Genomic DNA, 20,177 nt, shown 5'->3' on the forward strand with positions numbered 1-20,177 from the left:
ATAGGAGAATCCCGCCGGGACTCACCGCGACACGCCGAAACGCGCGGCGAGCGCGTCCCGCTGGGACCGCACGAACGCGGCGTCCACCACCGCTCCGTGACCCGGCACGTACACGGCGTCCTCGCCGCCGAGCGCGAGCAGCCGGTCCAAAGCCGCGGGCCACCGGGACGGGACCGCGTCGGGGCCCGCCTGGGGTTCGCCGGACTCCTCCACCAGGTCGCCGCAGAAGACCGTCCCCGGCGCGCTCCGCCCCTCGGGACCCGCGGGGCCGGTGACCAGCACCGCCAGGTCGTGCCCGGTGTGGCCGGGGCCCACGTCGGCCAGCACCGCCCGCAGCCCGCCGCCCAGATCGAGGGCGACCTTCCCCGCCACGACCCGCCCGGGCCGCACGAGACGGTCCGCCGCCGCCCGCGCCACGCCCGGATCGATCCCGTTGCGCACCGCGTCCGCGGCCAGCTCCTCGCGCCCGTCGGTGAACGCGCCCGCCGGACCGGCCGCCGCGAACACCTCCGCCCCGGTGAGGGCGGCGGCGCCGAAGACGTGGTCGAAGTGCGGATGGGTGAGCGCGAGATGGGTCACGCTCCGTCCGCCGCCGAGCAGCCGTTCGGCGTCCGCGCGCAGCGCCGCGCCCTCCGCGGGGTCCGACCCCGCGTCGACCATCAGCGCCGCGCCGTCCCCGGCGACCAGGCCCACCGTGCAGTCCCAGCCCGGAAGGCGCCGCCGCCCGACCCGCGGCGCCAGCCGCTCCCACCCCTGTTCCTCCCACGTCGGCCTCATGGGGCGACGCTACTGCCCCGACCGGAACGGTTCACCTGCTCGCGACGCCCGGCACCGCGCCTCGCCGCGTCGTCGCATCACCCGGGCACATGCCGTACGCGGGAGACGCTCCGCCTCGCGATGCACCGCATCGGACGCCGCGAGCCGTCCGGCGAACCTTCCGGTCACCGCACCGGCGGTGAGCGGGCCCCGCGCACGACATCGCGGGACCGCCCTTGCCGGGGCCGTGCCCCTCCGCCGTACACTGGCCCGGGGAACGCTGGCACTCGGGCGCGCTGAGTGCCAGGCGAGCGGCCGGGAAGGCCGCGAGGACCACGGAGCCGACTTCTGGAGGTGTGCGCGATGCTCAGTGAACGCAGGCTCGAGGTGCTCCGCGCCATCGTCCAGGACTACGTGGGCACCGAGGAGCCGGTCGGCTCCAAGGCGCTCACCGAGCGGCACCGCCTCGGCGTCTCCCCGGCGACCGTCCGCAACGACATGGCGGTCCTGGAGGACGAGGGCTACATCGCCCAGCCGCACACCAGTGCGGGGCGCATCCCCACGGACAAGGGGTACCGGCTGTTCGTCGACAAGCTCGCCGGCGTCAAGCCGATGACCGCGCCCGAGCGGCGTGCCATCCAGAACTTCCTGGACGGAGCCGTCGACCTGGACGACGTGGTCGGCCGGACCGTGCGGCTGCTCGCGCAGCTCACCCGGCAGGTCGCCGTGGTGCAGTACCCCTCGCTGACCCGTTCGACCGTGCGGCACGTGGAGCTGCTCTCGCTCGCCCCCGCGCGCGTGATGCTCGTGCTGATCACGGACACCGGCCGGGTCGAGCAACGCATGATCAACTGCCCCGCGCCGTTCGGCGAGACGTCCCTCGCCGATCTGCGGGCCCGGCTCAACAGCCGGATCGCGGGCCGTCCCTTCGCGGACGTCCCGCAGCTCGTGCAGGACCTCCCGGACGCCTTCGAGGCGGAGGACCGGGGTACGGTCTCGACCGTGGTCTCCACCCTGCTGGAGACCCTCGTCGAGGAGACCGAGGAGCGGCTGATGATCGGCGGGACCGCCAATCTCACCCGCTTCGGACATGACTTCCCTCTCACCATCCGGCCCGTTCTCGAGGCGCTGGAGGAGCAGGTCGTGCTCCTCAAGTTGCTGGGGGAGGCCGGGGATTCGAGCATGACCGTGCGAATCGGTCACGAGAACGCCTATGAGGGACTCAACTCCACGTCCGTGGTCTCCGTCGGCTACGGTTCGGGCGGCGAGGCAGTCGCCAAACTCGGCGTGGTCGGCCCGACCCGCATGGATTATCCGGGAACGATGGGAGCGGTACGAGCGGTGGCACGGTACGTCGGACAGATCCTGGCGGAGTCTTAAGTGGCCACGGACTACTACGCCGTGCTCGGCGTGCGCCGCGACGCGTCCCAGGACGAGATCAAGAAGGCGTTCCGGAGGCTCGCTCGCGAGCTGCACCCGGACGTCAACCCCGATCCGAAGACGCAGGAGCGCTTCAAGGAGATCAACGCCGCCTACGAGGTGTTGTCGGACCCGCAGAAGAAGCAGGTCTACGACCTCGGCGGCGACCCGCTGTCCCAGCAGGGCGGCGGAGGCGCCGGCGGCTTCGGCGCGGGCGGCTTCGGGAACTTCTCGGACATCATGGACGCCTTCTTCGGCACGGCGTCGCAGCGCGGACCGCGCTCGCGCACCCGCCGCGGCCAGGACGCCATGATCCGGCTGGAGATCGAGCTCGACGAGGCGGCCTTCGGCACCACGAAGGACATCCAGGTCGACACCGCCGTCGTCTGCGGCACCTGCAGCGGGGAGGGCGCCGCTCCCGGCACCTCCGCGCAGACCTGCGACATGTGCCGCGGTCGCGGCGAGGTGTCCCAGGTGACGCGGTCCTTCCTCGGCCAGGTCATGACCTCGCGTCCGTGCCCGCAGTGCCAGGGCTTCGGCACGGTGGTGCCGACCCCGTGCCCCGAGTGCGCGGGCGACGGCCGGGTCCGCTCCCGCCGCACCCTCACCGTGAAGATCCCGGCCGGTGTGGACAACGGCACGCGCATCCAGCTCGCGGGCGAGGGCGAGGTCGGCCCCGGCGGCGGCCCCGCCGGCGACCTGTACGTCGAGATCCACGAGCTGCCGCACTCCACCTTCCAGCGCCGCGGCGACGACCTGCACTGCACGGTCACCATCCCGATGACCGCCGCGGCCCTCGGCACAAAGGTGCCGCTGGAGACCCTCGACGGCCTGGAGGAGGTCGACATCCGCCCCGGCACGCAGTCCGGGCAGTCGATCCCCCTGCACGGCCGGGGCGTCACGCACCTGCGCGGCGGCGGCCGGGGCGACCTCATCGTGCACGTCGAGGTCACCACGCCGACCAAGCTCGACCCGGAACAGGAGCGGCTCGTGCGCGAACTCGCGCAGATGCGCGGCGAGGAGCGGCCCACCGGCCAGTTCCAGCCCGGTCAGCAGGGCCTCTTCTCCCGGCTGAAGGACGCCTTCAACGGCCGCTGACGCGAGCGCCCCACGGGGCGGCGCCGCCGCCCCGTGACCGGCCGCCCGGCGGACCGCAACCGAGCCGACGGCCGGATTCGGACTTGTACGGAGGACGTGACAACATGCCGTCATGTCCTCCGCACTGACCGATCTCCTCCCTCACCCGATCGTGCAGGCCCCCATGGCGGGCGGCGTCTCCGTCCCGCAGCTCGCGGCCGCCGTGTCCGAGGCCGGCGCCCTCGGCTGCCTCGCCGCCGGGTACAAGACCGCCGACGGCATGTACCAGGAGATCAAACAGCTGCGCGGGCTGACCGGACGCCCCTTCGGCGTCAACCTGTTCCTGCCGCAGCCCGAGTACGCGGACCCCTCCGCGGTCGAGGTCTACGCCCACCAGCTCGCCGGTGAGGCGGCCTGGTACGAGACGGAGCTGGGCGACCCCGACAGCGGCCGGGACGACGGCTACGACGCCAAGCTCGCCGTCCTCCTCGACAACCCGGTACCGGTGGTCTCCTTCCACTTCGGCGTGCCCGCCCAGGAGGTCCTGGAGTCCCTGCACCGCGCCGGCACCCTCACGCTCGTCACCGCGACCACCGCCGAGGAGGCCCTCGCCGTGCAGCGGGCGGGCGCCGCCGCCGTCGTCGTCCAGGGCGTCGAGGCGGGCGGCCACCAGGGCAGCCACCGCGACAACCCCGAGACGGACGGCGCGGGCGTCGGACTGCTCTCGCTGGTCGCCCAGGTCCGCGAGACCGTGGACATCCCCGTGGTCGCCGCCGGGGGCATCATGCGCGGCAGCCAGATCGCCGCCGTCCTCGCCGCCGGAGCGGACGCCGCCCAACTCGGCACCGCCTTCCTCGCCACCCCCGAGTCCGGGGCGAACGCCGTGCACAAGGAAGCCCTCACCAACCCCCTGTTCGTGCGCACCGAACTGACCCGGGCCTTCTCCGGCCGCCCCGCCCGCGGCCTGGTCAACCGGTTCCTGCGCGAGCACGGCCCCTACGCCCCCGCCGCGTACCCGGACGTCCACCACCTCACCTCCCCGCTGCGCAAGGCCGCCGCCAAGGCCGGCGACGCGCAGGGCATGGCGCTGTGGGCCGGCCAGGGCCACCGCATGGCGCGCGACCTGCCCGCCGGACGCCTGGTGGAGGTGCTGGCGGCCGAACTCGCCGCCGCCAGGACAGCGTTGTCGTCACCGGGCGCCACCGCGGACGGGGGAGCGGCCCGATGACCGCACCGGTCTTCCTGGTCGAGCACCTCCGCGCGGGCGGCGACGGCCACTTCGTCCTCGACGGGGCCGAGGGCCGGCACGCCGTCTCCGTGAAGCGCCTGCGGGCCGGCGAGGACGTCGTCCTCACCGACGGCGCCGGACGCTGGGCCGACTGCGTCGTCCTCGGCACCGAGGGCAAGGACCGGCTCGTCGTGCGGATGGACTCGGTCGCCGAGCAGCCGCCGGAGCAGCCCCGGATCACCGTCGTGCAGGCCCTGCCCAAGGGCGACCGGGGCGAACTCGCCGTCGAGACCATGACGGAGACGGGCGTCGACGCGATCGTCCCCTGGACCGCCTCCCGCTGCATCACGCAGTGGAAGGGCGACCGCGGCCTCAAGGCGCTCGCCAAGTGGCGGGCCACCGCCCGCGAGTCCGGGAAGCAGTCCCGCCGGGTCCGCTTCCCGGAGGTCGCGGACGCGCTGACGACCCGGCAGGTTGCCGCACTTCTCGCCACGGCCGACCTCGCCGCCGTCCTGCACGAGGACACCGAACTGGGCACCGAGCCCTTCGCGACCGCCGAACTGCCCCGCTCCGGGGAGATCGTGCTGGTCGTCGGCCCCGAAGGAGGCATCTCCCCCGAGGAGGTGGCCCTCTTCACCGAGGCGGGCGCGCGGACCTTCCACCTCGGGCCCACGGTGCTGCGGACCTCGACGGCCGGAACCGTCGCCGCCGCCCTGCTGCTGGCCCGCACCGGCCGCTGGTCCTGACGCCGGCCGCGCGAGCGGCCCGCGCCCCGCAGCCGACACCGGCCCGCGCCCCGCACCGCCGCCCCCGGAACTCCTTCGGGTGGTTGTCCCGCTCATGGCCGCATGCGGTCTACCGCCGCACGCCCCGCGGTGGCACGCTGCCGTCCATGGGGGCATGGAAACGGATCAGGAGCCGGGCCGGACACCCGCGGGCGCTGCCGGCCCTCGGGCTGGTGGCCGCCGGGGTGTTGGGCGCGACCGCGTGCGAGCCCGGAGGCGGTCTCGGCGCCGCCGGCGTGGCGTACACCACCGACCGGACGGCGACCCGGCAACTCGAACGGCAGCACGTGGACGTGCGCTGGCTCACCTGCACGGCCAACTACGGCAACGCCGGCAAGGTCTACACCCCGGGCAGGTCGCCCGCGCCGACCGAGAACACCGTCGCGAGCGTCGACTGCCGCGGCCGGACCGGCGACGACCGGGACATCGTCGTCAAGGGCAAGGTCACCCGCGCCGTCGACGGCGCCTGCGTACGGGGCGACCTGACCGCCACCGTCGGCGGCCGGCAGCGCTTCCACGTCAGCGGCCTCGGCGACTGCAACGCCACCGGCAACCCCACCCCGCCCGCCACCTACCGCCCGCCGAACGGCCCCGGACCCACCGTCACGGTGACCGTCACCCGGACCATGTGGTGCAAGGGCGACCCGACCTGCTGGCCCTCCCAGGGCAAGTGACCTGCCCGACCGTCCACGGATCAAGTGATCCGAACCCCTGTCGGGCCGCGCCCCGGCTGCGTAGGGTGACCGGGTGACAGAGTCCGCACCCCCCGCGTATCTCCGGTTTCCCCACCTGCACGGCGAGTTGGCCGTCTTCACGGCCGAGGACGACATCTGGGCCGCCCCCCTGGACGGCGGCGGTCGCGCCTGGCGGATCAGCGCCGACAACGCGCCGGTGAACCACCCGCGCGTCTCCCCGGACGGCACCACCGTCGCCTGGACGTCGACACGCGACGGCGCCCCCGAGGTGCACGCCGCCCCGCTGGCCGGCGGACCCACCAGGCGCCTGACCTACTGGGGCAGTGCGCGGACCCAGGTCCGCGGCTGGACCCCCGAGGGACACGTCCTCGCCCTCAGCACCCAGGGCCAGGCCAGCCTCCGCCGCAGCTGGGCCCACGCCGTCCCGCTCGACGGCGGCCCCGCCGCCCCGCTGCCCTACGGCCCCGTCGGCGACGTCGCGCACGGCGGTCCCGGGGTCGTCCTGCTGTCCGCCCCGATGGGACGCGAGGCGGCCTGGTGGAAGCGCTACCGCGGCGGCACCGCGGGCAAGCTGTGGATCGACCGCGACGGCGACGGCGAGTTCGTCCGCCTGCACGAGGACCTCGACGGCAACATCGAGTACCCGTTCTGGGTGGGCGACCGGATCGCCTTCCTGTCCGACCACGAGGGCGTCGGAGCGCTGTACTCCTCCCTCGCCGACGGCACGGACCTGCGCCGCCACACCCCCCTCGACGGCTTCTACGCGCGGCACGCCTCCACCGACGGCACCCGCGTCGTGTACTCCTCGGCCGGTGAACTCCTGCTCCTGGACGACCTCGACGGCGCCGAACCCCGCCGCCTCGACATCCTCCTCGGCGGCCAGCGCGCCGACCAGCAGCCGCACCCGGTGAGCGCCGCCCGCTGGTTCTCCGCCGCCGCCCCCGACCACACCGGACGCGGCAGCGCCGTCTCCGTGCGCGGCGCCGTCCACTGGATCACCCACCGCTCCGGGCCGGCCCGCGCGCTCGCCGCCGAACCCGGCGTCCGCGCCCGGCTGCCCCGCGCCTTCCGCGCCGAGGGCGAGGAACACGTCGTGTGGGTGACCGACGCCGAGGGCGACGACGCCCTGGAGTTCGCGCCCGCCACCGGCACCGCCCCCGGGGCCACCCCGCGCCGGCTCGCCGCCGGAGCCCTCGGACGCGTCCTCGGCCTCGCCGTCGCACCCGACGGCAGCCGCGCCGCCGTCGCCTCCCACGACGGACGGGTGCTCCTCGTCGAGCGCGACAGCGGCGAGGTCCGCGAAGTCGACCGCAGCGAGGACGGCGAGGTCAGCGGCCTGGTCTTCTCACCCGACTCGGCCTGGCTCGCCTGGTCGCACCCCGGCCCGCGCCCGCTGCGCCAGCTCCGCATCGCCAACACCACCGACCTGTCGGTGACCGAGGCGACCCCGCTGCGCTTCCGGGACTACGCCCCGGCGTTCACCCTCGACGGCAAGCACCTCGCCTTCCTCTCGGCCCGCGCCTTCGACCCCGTCTACGACGAGCACGTCTTCGACCTGGCCTTCGTCGGCGGCTCCCGCCCCTACCTCATCACCCTCGCCGCGACCACGCCGTCCCCCTTCGGACCGCAGCGCCACGGCCGCCCCTTCGAGGCCCCGGACAAGGACGAGACACCCGAGGGCGAGGGCACCCCCAGCACCCGGATCGACCTCGACGGACTCGCCGACCGGATCGTGCCCTTCCCCGTCGAGGCCGCCCGCTACTCGACGCTGCGCGCGGCCAAGGACGGCGTGCTGTGGCTGCGCCACCCGGTACGGGGCGTCCTCGGCGCCTCCCGCGCCACCCCGGACGACCCGGACCCGCGCACCGAACTGGAGCGCTACGACCTCGCCCAGCGGCGCATCGAGCACCTCGCCGCCGACGCCGACCACTTCACCGTCACCGGCGACGGCAAGCGGGTCCTGCTGTGGACCGACGGCAAGCTCAAGGTGGTGCCCAGCGACCGGCGCGCCTCGAACGACGACGACAGCGACACCAACATCACCGTCGACCTCTCACGGGTGCACCAGAGCGTCGACCCGGCCGCCGAGTGGCGCCAGATGTACGACGAGACCGGCCGGCTCATGCGGGACAACTTCTGGCGCCCCGACCTCGGGGGCGTCGACTGGGACGCCGTCCTCGACCGCTACCGGCCGATCCTCGACCGGATCGCCACGCACGACGACCTCGTCGACCTGCTGTGGGAGGTCCAGGGCGAACTCGGCACCTCCCACGCCTACGTCACCCCGCCCGGCCGGCACCCCGGCGGCGAGCACGCCCAGGGACTCCTCGGAGCGGACATCTCCCGCCACGACGACGGCAGCTGGCGCATCGACCGCATCCTCCCCTCCGAGACCTCCGACCCGCACGCCCGGGCCCCGCTCGCCGCCCCCGGGGTCGCGGTCCGCGCGGGAGACGCGATCGTCGCGATCGGCGGCCGTCCGGTCGACCCGGTCGCGGGCCCCGGCCCGCTGCTCGTCGGCACCGCCGGCAAACCGGTGGAGCTGACCGTCTCGCCCGCGGGCGGCGGCGACCCCCGGCACGCCGTCGTCGTGCCGCTCGCCGACGAGGAACCCCTGCGCTACCACGCCTGGGTCGCCGACCGGCGCGCCTACGTCCACGAGCGGTCCGGCGGACGCCTCGGCTACCTGCACGTCCCGGACATGGTCGGCTCCGGATGGGCGCAGCTCCACCGCGACCTGCGCGTCGAGGTGGCCCGCGACGGCCTGATCGTGGACGTCCGGGAGAACCGCGGCGGCCACACCTCCCAGCTCGTCGTGGAGAAGCTCGCCCGCCGGATCGTCGGCTGGGACCTGCCCCGCGGCCTGCGCCCCTACAGCTATCCGGAGGACGCGCCGCGCGGCCCGGTCGTCTCGGTCGCCAACGAGTTCTCCGGCTCCGACGGCGACATCGTCAACGCGGCCATCAAGGCGCTCGGCATCGGCCCCGTCGTCGGCACCCGCACCTGGGGCGGCGTCATCGGCATCGACAGCCGCTACCGCCTCGTCGACGGCACCCTGGTCACCCAGCCCAAGTACGCCTTCTGGCTGGAGGGCTACGAGTGGGGCGTGGAGAACCACGGCGTCGACCCCGACGTCGAGGTCGTCCAGGCCCCGCAGGACCACGCGGCCGGCCGGGACACCCAGCTCGACGAGGCGGTGCGGATCGCGCTCGCCGCGCTGGAGGAGAACCCGGCCCGGACCGCACCGTCGCTGCCGCCCCTGTGACCCGCGGCGGGCGGCCGGTGCCCCGGCGGGCACCGTCCGCCCGCCGGGGAACGGCGACCGGTGCGTGCTCCCGGCATGCCGGGAGCACGCACCCGCCCCGGACGGAGCGGGGCGCGTCCCCGGTGCGGCGAGCGGGCGGGCGTCGCGACGGGGCGAACATCGCCTGCCGGGGCATTAGCATGCGCAGAGCAATGATCAGCGGGCGTGAGGAGGCACACGCATGAGGGGCGAACCGCAGGACGACTGCCTGTTCTGCAAGATCGTGGCGGGTCACATCCCCGCGACGCTGGTGCGCGAGACCGGCACCACCGTGGCGTTCCGCGACATCAACCCGCAGGCGCCGACGCACATCCTGGTCATCCCCAAGGCGCACTACCCGGACGCCGCCTCCCTCGCCGCCGCCGAACCCGCCGTCGCCGCGGACGTCCTGCGCGACGTCGGCGAGGTCGCGGCCGAGGAGAAGCTGGACAGCTACCGCGTCGTGTTCAACACGGGCAGCGGCGCCGGGCAGACCGTCTTCCACGCGCACGCCCACCTGCTGGGCGGCCGCGGGCTCCAGTGGCCGCCCGGGTGACCGGCCGTGTCCGCACGTGAACTGATCGTCCTCGGGACCGCCGGCCAGGTCCCGACCCGGCACCGCAACCACAACGGCTACCTGCTCCGCTGGGACGGCGAGGGCCTCCTCTTCGATCCCGGCGAGGGCACCCAGCGCCAGATGCTCCGGGCGGGTGTCGCCGCGCACGACCTGAACCGCATCTGCGTCACCCACTTCCACGGCGACCACGCGCTCGGCCTGCCCGGTGTGATCCAGCGCGTCAACCTGGACCGCGTCCCGCACGAGGTGACCGCCCACTACCCGCTCTCCGGACGGCACTTCTTCGAACGGCTGCGGTATTCCACCGCCTACCGCGAGACCGTCGCGCTCACCGAGGCCCCGGTCGCCGGCGACGGGGTCCTCGCCACGACCCCGGCGTACACGCTGGAGGCCCGCAGGCTCTCCCACCCCGTCGAGTCCTTCGGCTACCGGCTCGTCGAACCGGACGGCCGCCGGATGCTGCCCGAGCGGCTCGCCGCCCACGGCATCCACGGGCCCGACGTCGGCCTGCTGCACCGGGAGGGCTCCCTGCGGGGTGTCACCCTCGGCGACGTCAGCGAGGTGCGGCGAGGACAGCGGTTCGCGTTCGTCATGGACACCCGGCTGTGCGACGGGGTGGACGCGCTGGCCGAGGGCTGCGACCTGCTCGTCATCGAGGCGACCTTCCTCGACGGCGACCACCGGCTCGCCTCCGAGCACGGCCACCTCACCGCGGGCCAGGCCGGACGCGTCGCCAGGGAGGCGGGCGTGCGCCACCTGGTGCTCACCCACTTCAGCCAGCGGTACGCCGACCCCGCCGCCTTCGAGCGGGAGGCCCGCGCGGCCGGCTTCGACGGCGAACTGACCGTCGCGCACGACCTGGTGCGGGTCCCGGTGCCCAGACGCCGCTGACCGGACCGGCCGGCCATCGCCCGGCCGGTCCCGTGCCGCCCCCCGCCCGTGCCGCCCCCCGCCCGTGCCGCCCCCCGCCCGTGCCGCCCCCCGCCCGTGCCGCCCCCCGCCCGTGCCGCGCCGCGGGTGCGTCGGGCCGGGAACCCGCCCGCCGGAGCATCCCGCGCGGCGTGGGGAGCCGTGCGCGCGGCCCGCCGCCTCGTTCGGGGTCCTCGACCCGCGGCCCGGCGCCGCCTGTCCGTCCCGCTGCCGGTTCCGGTGCCGGGAAGGTGTCGGTTTCGGACCATCCGGTCACCGACCGTACGATGCTTCGATGTCCCTCCCCAAGGCTGAACTGCACCTGCACATCGAAGGCACCCTCGAACCCGAGCTGGCCTTCGCGCTCGCCGCCCGCAACGGCGTCACCCTCCCGTTCGCGGACACCGAGGACCTGCGCAAGGCGTACCTCTTCGACGACCTCCAGTCGTTCCTGGACCTGTACTACGCACTCATGGCCGTGCTGCGGACGGAGCAGGACTTCGCCGACCTGGCCGACGCCTACCTCGCCCGCGCCGCCGCACAGGGCGTGCGGCACGCGGAGATCTTCTTCGACCCGCAGGCGCACACCGCCCGGGGCGTGCCGATGGGGACGGTCGTCGAGGGACTGTGGCGGGCGCTGGGACGCAGCGAGGAGACCCACGGCGTCTCCACCCGGCTGATCATGTGCTTCCTGCGCGACCAGTCCGCCGAGTCCGCCCTTCAGACCCTGGAGGCCGCACGCCCCCACCTCGACCGGATCACCGGCGTCGGCCTCGACTCCGCCGAGGTCGGCCACCCGCCGGCCGCGTTCCGCGAGGTGTACGAGGCCGCCGCCGCGCTCGGGCTGCGCCGGGTCGCGCACGCGGGGGAGGAGGGCCCGCCCGCCTACATCACCGAGGCCCTGGACGTCCTCGGCGTCGAGCGCGTCGACCACGGACTGCGCTGCCTGGAGGACCCCGAACTCGTCGAACGGCTGGTCCGCGACCGGGTGCCGCTGACGCTGTGCCCGCTGTCGAACGTACGGCTGCGCGCCGTGGACGTGCTGGCCGAGCACCCGCTGCCCGCCATGATGGACGCCGGACTGCTCTGCACGGTCAACTCCGACGACCCTGCCTACTTCGGCGGGTACGCGGACGACACCTTCCGTGCGGTGCGCGAAGCCCTCGGCCTCGGCCCCGAGCAACTGCGGGAACTGGCGCGCAACTCCTTCGAGGCGTCCTTCCTGGAGGACGACGAGGAGCGGCGCGCCCGCTACATCGCCGAGGTCGAGGCGTACCGGTTCCCCTGACGGGTGACGGGTGACGGGTGACGGGTGACGGGTGACGGGTGACGGGTGACGGGGCCGGCCGGGCCGTCCCGGCCGGGCGTCACCCGCTCGCGGGTCCGGGCGCGCCGACCGCCGTGCCGTAGGCGTCCCGCCCGGCCGGCGCGGTGTCCAGCGGGACCTCGACGACCGGGGCGGCGAAGCCCGGGACCTCGGCGGCGACGGCGGGGACCGCGAGGGCGGGGCGGCCCGCGAACGGGTCCTTGGCCGAGGGGCTCTCCGCCAGGAGGCCGGCCAGTTCGCCGACCGCGTCGCCGGTGAGCCGTGCCGCCGTGGCCCGGCCGGCCGCGGACCCGGGCACCGGGATCTCCACGACCGGGATCTCCACGACCGGGAGTTCCGCGACGGTGTCGGGTGCCGGGGCCCCGGGAACCGGGATCTCCACGACGGTGAGGGCGGGCGCCGGGACCTCCGCGGCCGGGACCACCACGATCCTGCTGCGGCGCGGGTGCCGCGCCACGACCGTCATCGGCACGCTGACCAGCAGCAGACCGGCCGCCAGCACCAGGCCCATCGCCGGGTATCCGGCCCGCGCCGACAGCAGGCTGCCCGTGAGCGGCCCGCAGGCCGTGCCGAGCGAGGACGCGGACCCGACGAGGACCGCCCACCGGCCGCGCCGGTCCATCGACGCGGCCAGGCCGATCACGTACGACAGCACCACCGGGTACAGGGTGTTCCAGGCGATCTCGCCCGTCGCGAACGACGCCAGGTCGGACGCGGACGCGCTCAGCACGATGCAGCCGGCGATGAGGACCGTGCCCAGGCCGATCGGCAGCGCGCCGCCGAGTCGCGGCCCGAGGACGCCCGCGCCCACGACGCCGAGCAGTCCGGCACCCAGCGCCACCGCGAACACCGCTCCCACCGTGACCTCGTCGAGCCCCGCCTGCGTGAGGCCGATCCGGCCGCTCACCCCCCACAGGGAGTTCTGGGCGAGCGACCAGAGGACCATCGCCGCGGCCAGCAGCAGACCCGGGCCGCGACCGGGCAGCGGACCCGTGGGGCGTACGGCCCGCGTCGCCGGTCCGCGCGCCTCCAGCCGGCCCGTCACGGGCAGCACCAGCAGCGCCGTGACGGCGATCAGGGCCGGCGGGACACCGTGGGCGGGCCCGAGGTGCGGGATCGTCAGATACAGCCCGCCCGCGAGGGCGGAGACGCCCAGCAGACCGAGCGTGGTGACGCGGTGCGCGTCGGGCCGGCCGGCGATCCGGGCCGCGGCGACCGTGGTCACCGTGCCGGAACCGAGCCCGCCGACGACCATCCCGGCGACGACCAGGGGGAGCGCGCAGGACAGCGCGGCGGCGCCGTAGCCGGCCACCGCCAGCAGCAGACCGGCGCGGGCCAGCGGGCGGGGGCCGAACCGGTCGACGCGGGAGGCGAGCAGGAAGCCTGCCGAGGCCGAGCCCAGCAGCAGGAGGCTGCCGACGGCCCCGGCCTGCGTCGCCGACAGCGGCAGCGCGGCGTCGAGACGGCCGACGGTGGTGGGGAGCAGGTAGGCGGCGAGGTACCCGGCCGTGAAAAGGGCGACGAGGGGCCAGGGCGTGGTGGTGCGGGCGGACACGGGCGTTCCCAGGGCATGCGAAAGGAGCGGCTCAAGAAGGGGGATGGGCGGCTGTCGACGGACAGGAACGCGCGGGCAATTTGTATCAAGGGGGTGGCTCCGCGAAGAAGGCGGGAAGGTGTGATCTGGAACACTTCCCGTTTGCGGTCCGGAGACCGGGGTAGGAGCGCGCCTCCATCGCGGACCGAACGGTGTTCCCGCCCCGCGCCCCGAGCCCCTCCGGGACGCGTCCGCGCAGGTCGGCGCGGTCCGACCGGTGCGGCCGGCGGCGGCCCGTCTCGGGGCCCGGGTTTCCGTCGGGCGGCGCCGCCCGGCGTGACCCGCGGCCCCGGCGGCCGGTGTGGTGCACACTGGCCGGACCGGAACCACCCCAGGGAGCACACCGTGATGGCGTCCAGCGGCGAAGGACCGTTCCGCCCGGCCCCAGTGGACCCGCTCGCCGGGCTGCGCACGCCGCAGGACCCGCCCTGGGACGTCTACCTCACGGGCACCGTCTTCCTCGACATCGTCTTCACCGGCCTCGAATCGGCGCCCGTCCGCGGCACCGAGTCCTGGGCGCGAGGCATGGGATCGAGCCCCGGCGGCGTCGCGAACATGGCCACCGCCCTGGCCCGGCTCGGCCTGCGGACCTCCCTGGCCGCCGCCTTCGGCGACGACCACTACGGAGAGTACTGCTGGGACGCCCTCGAACAGGGCGAGGGCATCGACCTCTCGGCCTCCCGCACCGTGCCCGGCTGGCACTCCCCGGTCACCGTGTCCATGGCCTACGAGGGCGAGCGGACCATGGTCAGCCACGGCCACGAGCCGCCCCCCGAGGACGCGGCCCCCCACTGCCCGCCCCGCGCGCGGGCCGCCGTCGCCTCCCTCACCCCCGGCGTCCGCGACCCCTGGATCGCCCAGGCCGCGGGCCACGGCACCCGGATCTTCGCCGACGTCGGCTGGGACGACACCGGCCGCTGGGACCTCGCCGGCCTCCTCGACCTCGGACGGTGCGAGGCGTTCCTGCCCAACGCCGAGGAGGCCATGCGCTACACCGGCTCCGACTGCCCCCGCGCCGCCGCGCACGCCCTCGCCGACCACGTGCCGCTCGCGGTCGTCACCCTCGGGGCGGAGGGCGCCTACGCCGTCGACGGCCGGACCGGCGAGAGCGCTGCCGTCCCCGCGATCGCCGTCGAGGCACTCGACCCGACCGGCGCCGGGGACGTCTTCGTCGCCGGCTTCGTCACCGGCACCCTCGCCGACTGGCCGCTCGCCGACCGCCTCGCCTTCGCGGGCCTGACCGCCGCGCTCTCCGTACAGGACTTCGGCGGCTCCCTGTCCGCGCCCGGCTGGTCCGAGATCGCCGCCTGGTGGCGCCGCGTCCACTCGGTCGACGACCAGGCCCCCGCCGCCCTGCGCCGGTACGCCTTCCTGGAGGGCCTGCTCCCGGCCGCGTCCCGCCCCTGGCCGCTGCGCCGCGCCGTGCCGACGATCGGCTTCGGCCGCTCGGCGTGAGGTCACGACCGCGTGACGTGAGGAAAAGCCCTACGGCTCTGTCGGCGCCGCGACGTACGCTGGGAGACGCAACGCTGCCCCCGCGGCAAGCGTGCCGACCGAGGAGGAAACGCAGGCCTACAGAGCCGGCCCATGACTCAGACACCCACAGCTCACGACCCCGCACAGGGGCAGGCGCGCGCGCACTTCACCGTCCCGGCCAAGCACCCCATGGTGACCGTCCTGGGGTCCGGCGACTCGCTGCTCCGCGTGATCGAGAAGGCCTTCCCGGCGGCCGACATCCATGTCCGGGGCAACGAGATCAGTGCGGTCGGCGACGCCGGTGAAGTCGCTCTCGTCCAGCGCCTGTTCGACGAGATGATGCTGGTGCTCCGCACGGGGCAGCCCATGACGGAGGACGCAGTGGAACGCTCGATCGCCATGCTCAGGGCGAGCGGGAACGGGGAGGGCGACGGCCAGGAGACGCCCGCCGAGGTGCTCACCCAGAACATCCTGTCCTCGCGCGGGCGCACCATCCGCCCCAAGACGCTCAACCAGAAGCGCTACGTCGACGCCATCGACAAGCACACCGTCGTGTTCGGCATCGGCCCCGCCGGCACCGGCAAGACCTACCTCGCCATGGCCAAGGCGGTCCAGGCGCTGCAGTCCAAGCAGGTCAACCGGATCATCCTGACCCGCCCCGCGGTCGAGGCCGGCGAACGCCTCGGCTTCCTGCCGGGCACCCTCTACGAGAAGATCGACCCGTACCTGCGCCCGCTGTACGACGCGCTGCACGACATGCTCGACCCCGACTCCATCCCGAAGCTCATGGCCTCGGGCACGATCGAGGTGGCACCGCTGGCGTACATGCGGGGCCGGGCCCAGCCGCTCTTCACGAACGTACTGACACCGGAAGGCTGGCGCCCCATCGGCGACCTTCAGGTGGGCGACCTGGTCATCGGATCGAACGGAGAACCCACCCCGGTTCTCGGCGTCTATCCGCAGGGCGAGAGGGACGTCTACCGGGTCGCCGCCCAGGACGGTTCCTGGACGCTGGCCTGCGGCGAGCATCTGTGGACCGTACGGACGCGCGACGACAGGCGTCGTGACAAGCCGTGGCGCGTCCTGGAGACACAGGAGATGATCGGCAACCTGCGGGCGGCGCACGCTCGCCGGTACGAGCTGCCGATGCTCACGGCCGCGGTCAGCATGCCCGAGCGTGAGGTTCCCATGGACCCCTACGCGCTGGGCCTTCTTCTCGGAGACGGCTGCCTCACCGGTTCGACCACGCCTTCGTTCGCTTCGGAGGACCGAGAGCTGGTGGAGGCGCTGGACGCAGCACTTCCCGGGGTCACCCTCCGGCACCGGGGCGGCCCGGACTACACGCTCAACCGGATCAAGAGCCCGGGCGACGTGGTCACCCTGGAGAACCCGGTCACGCGGATCCTGCTTGAGCTGGACCTGCTCCGGACGCGCTCGCACTCCAAATTCGTGCCCGACGACTACCTGCACAACTCGGCCGAGGTGCGTCTGGGGGTCCTCCAAGGGCTCCTGGACTCGGACGGTGGTCCGGTCACGCAGGAGGACCGCACGTGCCGGATCCAGTACACGACGACCTCGATCCTGCTCCGCGACGACGTGATCTCCCTCGTGCGGTCGCTGGGCGGCGTCGCGTACACCCGTCGACGGGCGGCAGAAGGCCGCAAGCCCGGAAGGGCCAATGGCCGTGACGTGCGTTTCAGTCACGACGCGCACATCGTCGACATCCACCTCCCCGAAGGCATCGAGCCCTTCCGCCTCGCCCGCAAGCGCGACAAGTACCAGGAGGCCGGCGGCGGCGGACGCCCGATGCGGTTCATCGACAGCATCGAGCCCGCAGGCAGGGAGGAGACGGTCTGTATCCAGGTAGCAGCCGAGGACTCGCTGTACGTCACGCAGGACTACCTGCTGACGCACAACACCCTCAACGACGCCTTCATCATCCTGGACGAGGCGCAGAACACCAGCCCCGAGCAGATGAAGATGTTCCTCACCCGCCTCGGCTTCGACTCCAAGATCGTGATCACCGGTGACGTGACGCAGGTCGACCTGCCGAGCGGCACCAAGTCGGGTCTGCGGCAGGTCCAGGACATCCTGGACGGCGTCGAGGACGTGCACTTCTCACGGCTCACGTCCCAGGATGTCGTCCGGCACAAGCTGGTCGGCCGTATCGTCGACGCGTACGAGAAGTACGACAGCGAGAACGGCACCGAGAACGGCACCCACAAGGGCCGCGGCACAGCCGGACACAAGGGGAAGTAGACCAGCACGACCATGTCGATCGACGTCAACAACGAATCCGGAACCGAGGTCGACGAGCAGGCGATCCTCGACATCGCCCGCTACGCGCTCGCGCGGATGCGCATCCACCCGCTCTCCGAACTCTCGGTGATCGTGGTGGACGCCGACGCCATGGAGCAGCTGCACATCCAGTGGATGGACCTGCCCGGACCCACGGACGTCATGTCCTTCCCGATGGACGAGCTGCGCCCGCCGTCGAAGGACGACGACGAGCCGCCGCAGGGCCTGCTCGGCGACATCGTGCTCTGCCCCGAGGTCGCCGAGCGCCAGGGCAAGGACGCCCCGACGCAGCACTCCATGGACGAGGAACTCCAGCTCCTCACCGTCCACGGCGTGCTGCACCTGCTCGGCTACGACCACGAGGAGGCCGACGAGAAGGCCGAGATGTTCGGCCTCCAGGCCGCCATCGTGGACGGCTGGCGCGCGGAGAAGGGCATGACGGGTCCCTCTCCGGCCCCGACCGTGTCATGAGCCCACAGCTTGTCATCGGTGCCATCACCCTCGTCGTCGTCGCCTGGCTCGCCGCCTGCGCCGAGGCCGGCCTCGCCCGCGTCTCCAGCTTCCGCGCCGAGGAGGCCGTCCGCAGCGGCCGGCGCGGCAGCGCCAAACTCGCCCAGGTCGCCGCGGACCCGACCCGCTACCTCAACGTCGCGCTGCTCGTCCGCGTCGCCTGCGAGATGGCCGCCGCCGCGCTCGTCGTCTACGCCTGCCTGAACGAGTTCGACGAGACCTGGCAGGCCCTCGCCGTCGCGATCGCCGTCATGGTCCTCGTGTCGTACGTGGCCGTCGGCGTCTCCCCGCGCACCATCGGCCGCCAGCACCCGCTGAACACGGCCACGGCCGCCGCGTACGTCCTGCTGCCGCTGGCCCGCATCATGGGACCCATCCCGCCGCTGCTCATCCTCATCGGCAACGCGCTCACCCCCGGCAAGGGCTTCCGGCGCGGCCCGTTCGCCTCCGAGGCCGAACTGCGGGCCCTCGTCGACCTCGCCGAGAAGGAGTCCCTCATCGAGGACGAGGAGCGCCGCATGGTGCACTCCGTCTTCGAACTCGGCGACACCCTCGTGCGCGAGGTCATGGTGCCGCGCACCGACCTCGTGGTCATCGAGCGCTACAAGACGATCCGGCAGGGCCTCACCCTGGCCCTGCGCTCCGGCTTCTCCCGCATCCCCGTCACCGGGGAGAGCGAGGACGACATCGTCGGCATCGTCTACCTCAAGGATCTCGCCCGCAAGACGCACATCAGCCGGGACGCCGAGTCCGAGCTGGTGGCCACCGCGATGCGCCCGGCCACCTTCGTGCCCGACACGAAGAACGCCGGCGACCTGCTGCGCGAGATGCAGCAGGAGCGCAACCACGTCGCCGTCGTCATCGACGAGTACGGCGGCACGGCCGGCATCGTCACCATCGAGGACATCCTGGAGGAGATCGTCGGCGAGATCACCGACGAGTACGACCGCGAACTCCCGCCCGTCCAGGACCTCGGCGAGGACCGCTACCGGGTGACCGCCCGCCTCGACATCGGCGACCTCGGCGAGCTCTACGGCTTCGAGGCCTACGACGACGAGGACGTGGAGACCGTCGGCGGCCTCCTCGCCAAGGCCCTCGGCCGGGTGCCCATCGCGGGTGCCTCCGCGGTCGTCGAACTGCCCGACCAGCGCGAACTGCGGCTCACCGCGGAGGCCGCGGCGGGCCGCCGCAACAAGATCGTCACGGTGCTCGTCGAACCGACCGCCACGGTCGCGGCACCGGTACGGGAGGAGGCACCGGAATGACCCCGCGGCAGCTCCGCGCGTTCTGCCTGTCCTTCAACGCCTCCGTCGAGGACTTCCCCTTCAACCCGGAGACCTCGGTCTTCAAGGTGCTGGGCAAGATGTTCGCCCTGACGAACCTGGACGCGCGCCCCCTCACGGTCAACCTCAAGGCCGACCCGCAGGACGCCCTGCGGCTGCGCGAGCAGCACCCGCGGTCGATCGTCCCGGGCTACCACATGAACAAGCGGCACTGGAACACGGTGACGGTGGACGGCGACCTCCCGGACCGCCTGGTCCGGGAACTCGTCGAGGACTCCTACGACCTCGTCGTCGCCGGCCTGCCGCGCGCCGAGCGGCTCCGGCTCGACCGGCCCTGACCCCCGCGCGGGCCGCAGCCGCCACCCCGGGGGCGGGGGAGCCGGCGGCCGGGCCCGCGCGGCGGCGCTCCGGCTCCCGCCGCCGGGAAGGTCCGCGTCCGCCCCGGCCCCGCGCCGCCCGCCTGCCACGGCGCGCCGCCCACCGAGGCGGCCGTGCCGCCGTGTCCGGTGACCCGTCGGCGGGGACCGGGGCCCGCACTTCGTATGCTCTGGTCATGACCGACAGCAACGCGCTCGACCCCGAGGACCGCAAGATCGTCACCCTGGCCCGCTCGGCGCGGGCCCGCAACGGCGTGCCCGAGGGGGCGGCCGTGCGGGACGAGACCGGACGGACCTACGTCGCCGGCACCGTGGACCTGCCCTCGCTGCGGCTGAGCGCCCTGCGGACGGCCGTCGCGATGGCGGTCGCGTCGGGTGCGAAGTCGCTGGAGGCGGCGGCCGTGGTGGGCGAGACGGAGGCGGTCCCCGACGCGGACCTGGCGGCCGTCCGCGATCTCGGCGGCCCGCGGACGCCGGTCCTGCTCGCCGGTCTCGACGGCACCCTCCGCCGGAGCGTCACGGCGGGCTGACACCGCCCGCGCCGGCGCCGTCGCCGGTTCCGGGGCCCGACGGGCGGGCCCCG

General features: G+C 74.0%; 17 protein-coding genes. 15 read left to right on the plus strand and 2 right to left on the minus strand.

From position 1 onward, the window contains the following. Positions 1-21: 21 nt before the first annotated feature. Complete coding sequence (locus ACGFS9_RS21365; RefSeq protein WP_393255217.1) at positions 22-777, minus strand: MBL fold metallo-hydrolase; 756 nt, start codon at positions 775-777, stop codon at positions 22-24. Between the two features lie 342 nt (positions 778-1,119). Here ACGFS9_RS21365 and hrcA point away from each other — a divergent pair, with 342 nt between their 5' ends. The 9 genes from hrcA (at position 1,120) to ACGFS9_RS21410 (ending at position 12,017) form a co-directional block, all read left to right on the plus strand. Continuing rightward, complete coding sequence (gene hrcA, locus ACGFS9_RS21370) at positions 1,120-2,136, plus strand: heat-inducible transcriptional repressor HrcA (protein WP_393255219.1); 1,017 nt, start codon at positions 1,120-1,122, stop codon at positions 2,134-2,136. Then, positions 2,137-3,273: a molecular chaperone DnaJ gene (dnaJ, locus tag ACGFS9_RS21375; protein WP_393255221.1), complete on the plus strand. Its 1,137-nt coding sequence runs from the start codon at positions 2,137-2,139 to the stop codon at positions 3,271-3,273. It begins immediately after the preceding gene. 112 nt (positions 3,274-3,385) lie between these two features. Next, a complete protein-coding gene (locus tag ACGFS9_RS21380; protein WP_393255223.1) occupies positions 3,386-4,480 on the plus strand; it encodes a nitronate monooxygenase in 1,095 nt (364 codons plus the stop codon). After that, positions 4,477-5,226 (plus strand): 16S rRNA (uracil(1498)-N(3))-methyltransferase, encoded by a 750-nt coding sequence (locus tag ACGFS9_RS21385; protein WP_393255225.1) that lies wholly within the window; start codon positions 4,477-4,479, stop codon positions 5,224-5,226. The genes ACGFS9_RS21380 and ACGFS9_RS21385 overlap by 4 nt, the downstream gene beginning before the upstream one ends. 146 nt (positions 5,227-5,372) lie before the next feature. Next, complete coding sequence (locus ACGFS9_RS21390) at positions 5,373-5,939, plus strand: hypothetical protein (RefSeq protein WP_393255227.1); 567 nt, start codon at positions 5,373-5,375, stop codon at positions 5,937-5,939. Between the two features lie 73 nt (positions 5,940-6,012). Then, the gene (locus ACGFS9_RS21395) at positions 6,013-9,225 is read left to right on the plus strand and encodes a S41 family peptidase (RefSeq protein WP_393255229.1); all 3,213 of its coding nucleotides are present in this window, start codon (positions 6,013-6,015) and stop codon (positions 9,223-9,225) included. A 220-nt stretch (positions 9,226-9,445) separates the two neighbouring features. After that, positions 9,446-9,799, plus strand: a complete 354-nt coding sequence (locus tag ACGFS9_RS21400) for a histidine triad nucleotide-binding protein (protein WP_393255231.1) — start codon at positions 9,446-9,448, stop codon at positions 9,797-9,799. A 6-nt stretch (positions 9,800-9,805) separates the two neighbouring features. Beyond that, positions 9,806-10,711 carry a ribonuclease Z gene (locus ACGFS9_RS21405; RefSeq protein ID WP_393255233.1) on the plus strand — a complete coding sequence of 302 codons (906 nt, stop codon included), beginning with the start codon at positions 9,806-9,808 and terminating at the stop codon, positions 10,709-10,711. Between the two features lie 313 nt (positions 10,712-11,024). After that, positions 11,025-12,017 carry an adenosine deaminase gene (locus tag ACGFS9_RS21410; RefSeq protein WP_393255235.1) on the plus strand — a complete coding sequence of 331 codons (993 nt, stop codon included), beginning with the start codon at positions 11,025-11,027 and terminating at the stop codon, positions 12,015-12,017. A 79-nt stretch (positions 12,018-12,096) separates the two neighbouring features. On the opposite strand, the gene ACGFS9_RS21415 is transcribed toward ACGFS9_RS21410, so the two are convergent. Next, complete coding sequence (locus tag ACGFS9_RS21415; RefSeq protein WP_393255237.1) at positions 12,097-13,611, minus strand: MFS transporter; 1,515 nt, start codon at positions 13,609-13,611, stop codon at positions 12,097-12,099. Positions 13,612-13,998: 387 nt separating this feature from the next. Here ACGFS9_RS21415 and ACGFS9_RS21420 point away from each other — a divergent pair, with 387 nt between their 5' ends. The 6 genes from ACGFS9_RS21420 to ACGFS9_RS21445 all read left to right on the plus strand — a co-directional run bounded on the left by ACGFS9_RS21420 (position 13,999) and on the right by ACGFS9_RS21445 (position 20,124). Beyond that, positions 13,999-15,105, plus strand: a complete 1,107-nt coding sequence (locus tag ACGFS9_RS21420; RefSeq protein ID WP_393255370.1) for a carbohydrate kinase family protein — start codon at positions 13,999-14,001, stop codon at positions 15,103-15,105. Positions 15,106-15,237: 132 nt separating this feature from the next. After that, the gene (locus ACGFS9_RS21425; RefSeq protein WP_393255239.1) at positions 15,238-17,385 is read left to right on the plus strand and encodes a PhoH family protein; all 2,148 of its coding nucleotides are present in this window, start codon (positions 15,238-15,240) and stop codon (positions 17,383-17,385) included. A gap of 12 nt (positions 17,386-17,397) precedes the next feature. Further along, the gene (gene ybeY, locus ACGFS9_RS21430) at positions 17,398-17,895 is read left to right on the plus strand and encodes an rRNA maturation RNase YbeY (protein WP_393255241.1); all 498 of its coding nucleotides are present in this window, start codon (positions 17,398-17,400) and stop codon (positions 17,893-17,895) included. After that, positions 17,892-19,199 (plus strand): hemolysin family protein, encoded by a 1,308-nt coding sequence (locus tag ACGFS9_RS21435; RefSeq protein WP_393255243.1) that lies wholly within the window; start codon positions 17,892-17,894, stop codon positions 19,197-19,199. The genes ybeY and ACGFS9_RS21435 overlap by 4 nt, the downstream gene beginning before the upstream one ends. Further along, on the plus strand, positions 19,196-19,555 hold the full coding sequence (locus ACGFS9_RS21440; protein ID WP_393255245.1) for an MmcQ/YjbR family DNA-binding protein: 360 nt from the start codon (positions 19,196-19,198) through the stop codon (positions 19,553-19,555). The genes ACGFS9_RS21435 and ACGFS9_RS21440 overlap by 4 nt, the downstream gene beginning before the upstream one ends. Before the next feature lie 215 nt (positions 19,556-19,770). Continuing rightward, positions 19,771-20,124 carry a cytidine deaminase gene (locus tag ACGFS9_RS21445; protein WP_393255247.1) on the plus strand — a complete coding sequence of 118 codons (354 nt, stop codon included), beginning with the start codon at positions 19,771-19,773 and terminating at the stop codon, positions 20,122-20,124. Positions 20,125-20,177: the final 53 nt, after the last annotated feature.

The organism is Streptomyces sp. NPDC048566 (assembly GCF_043199735.1).
GTDB lineage: Bacteria > Actinomycetota > Actinomycetes > Streptomycetales > Streptomycetaceae > Streptomyces.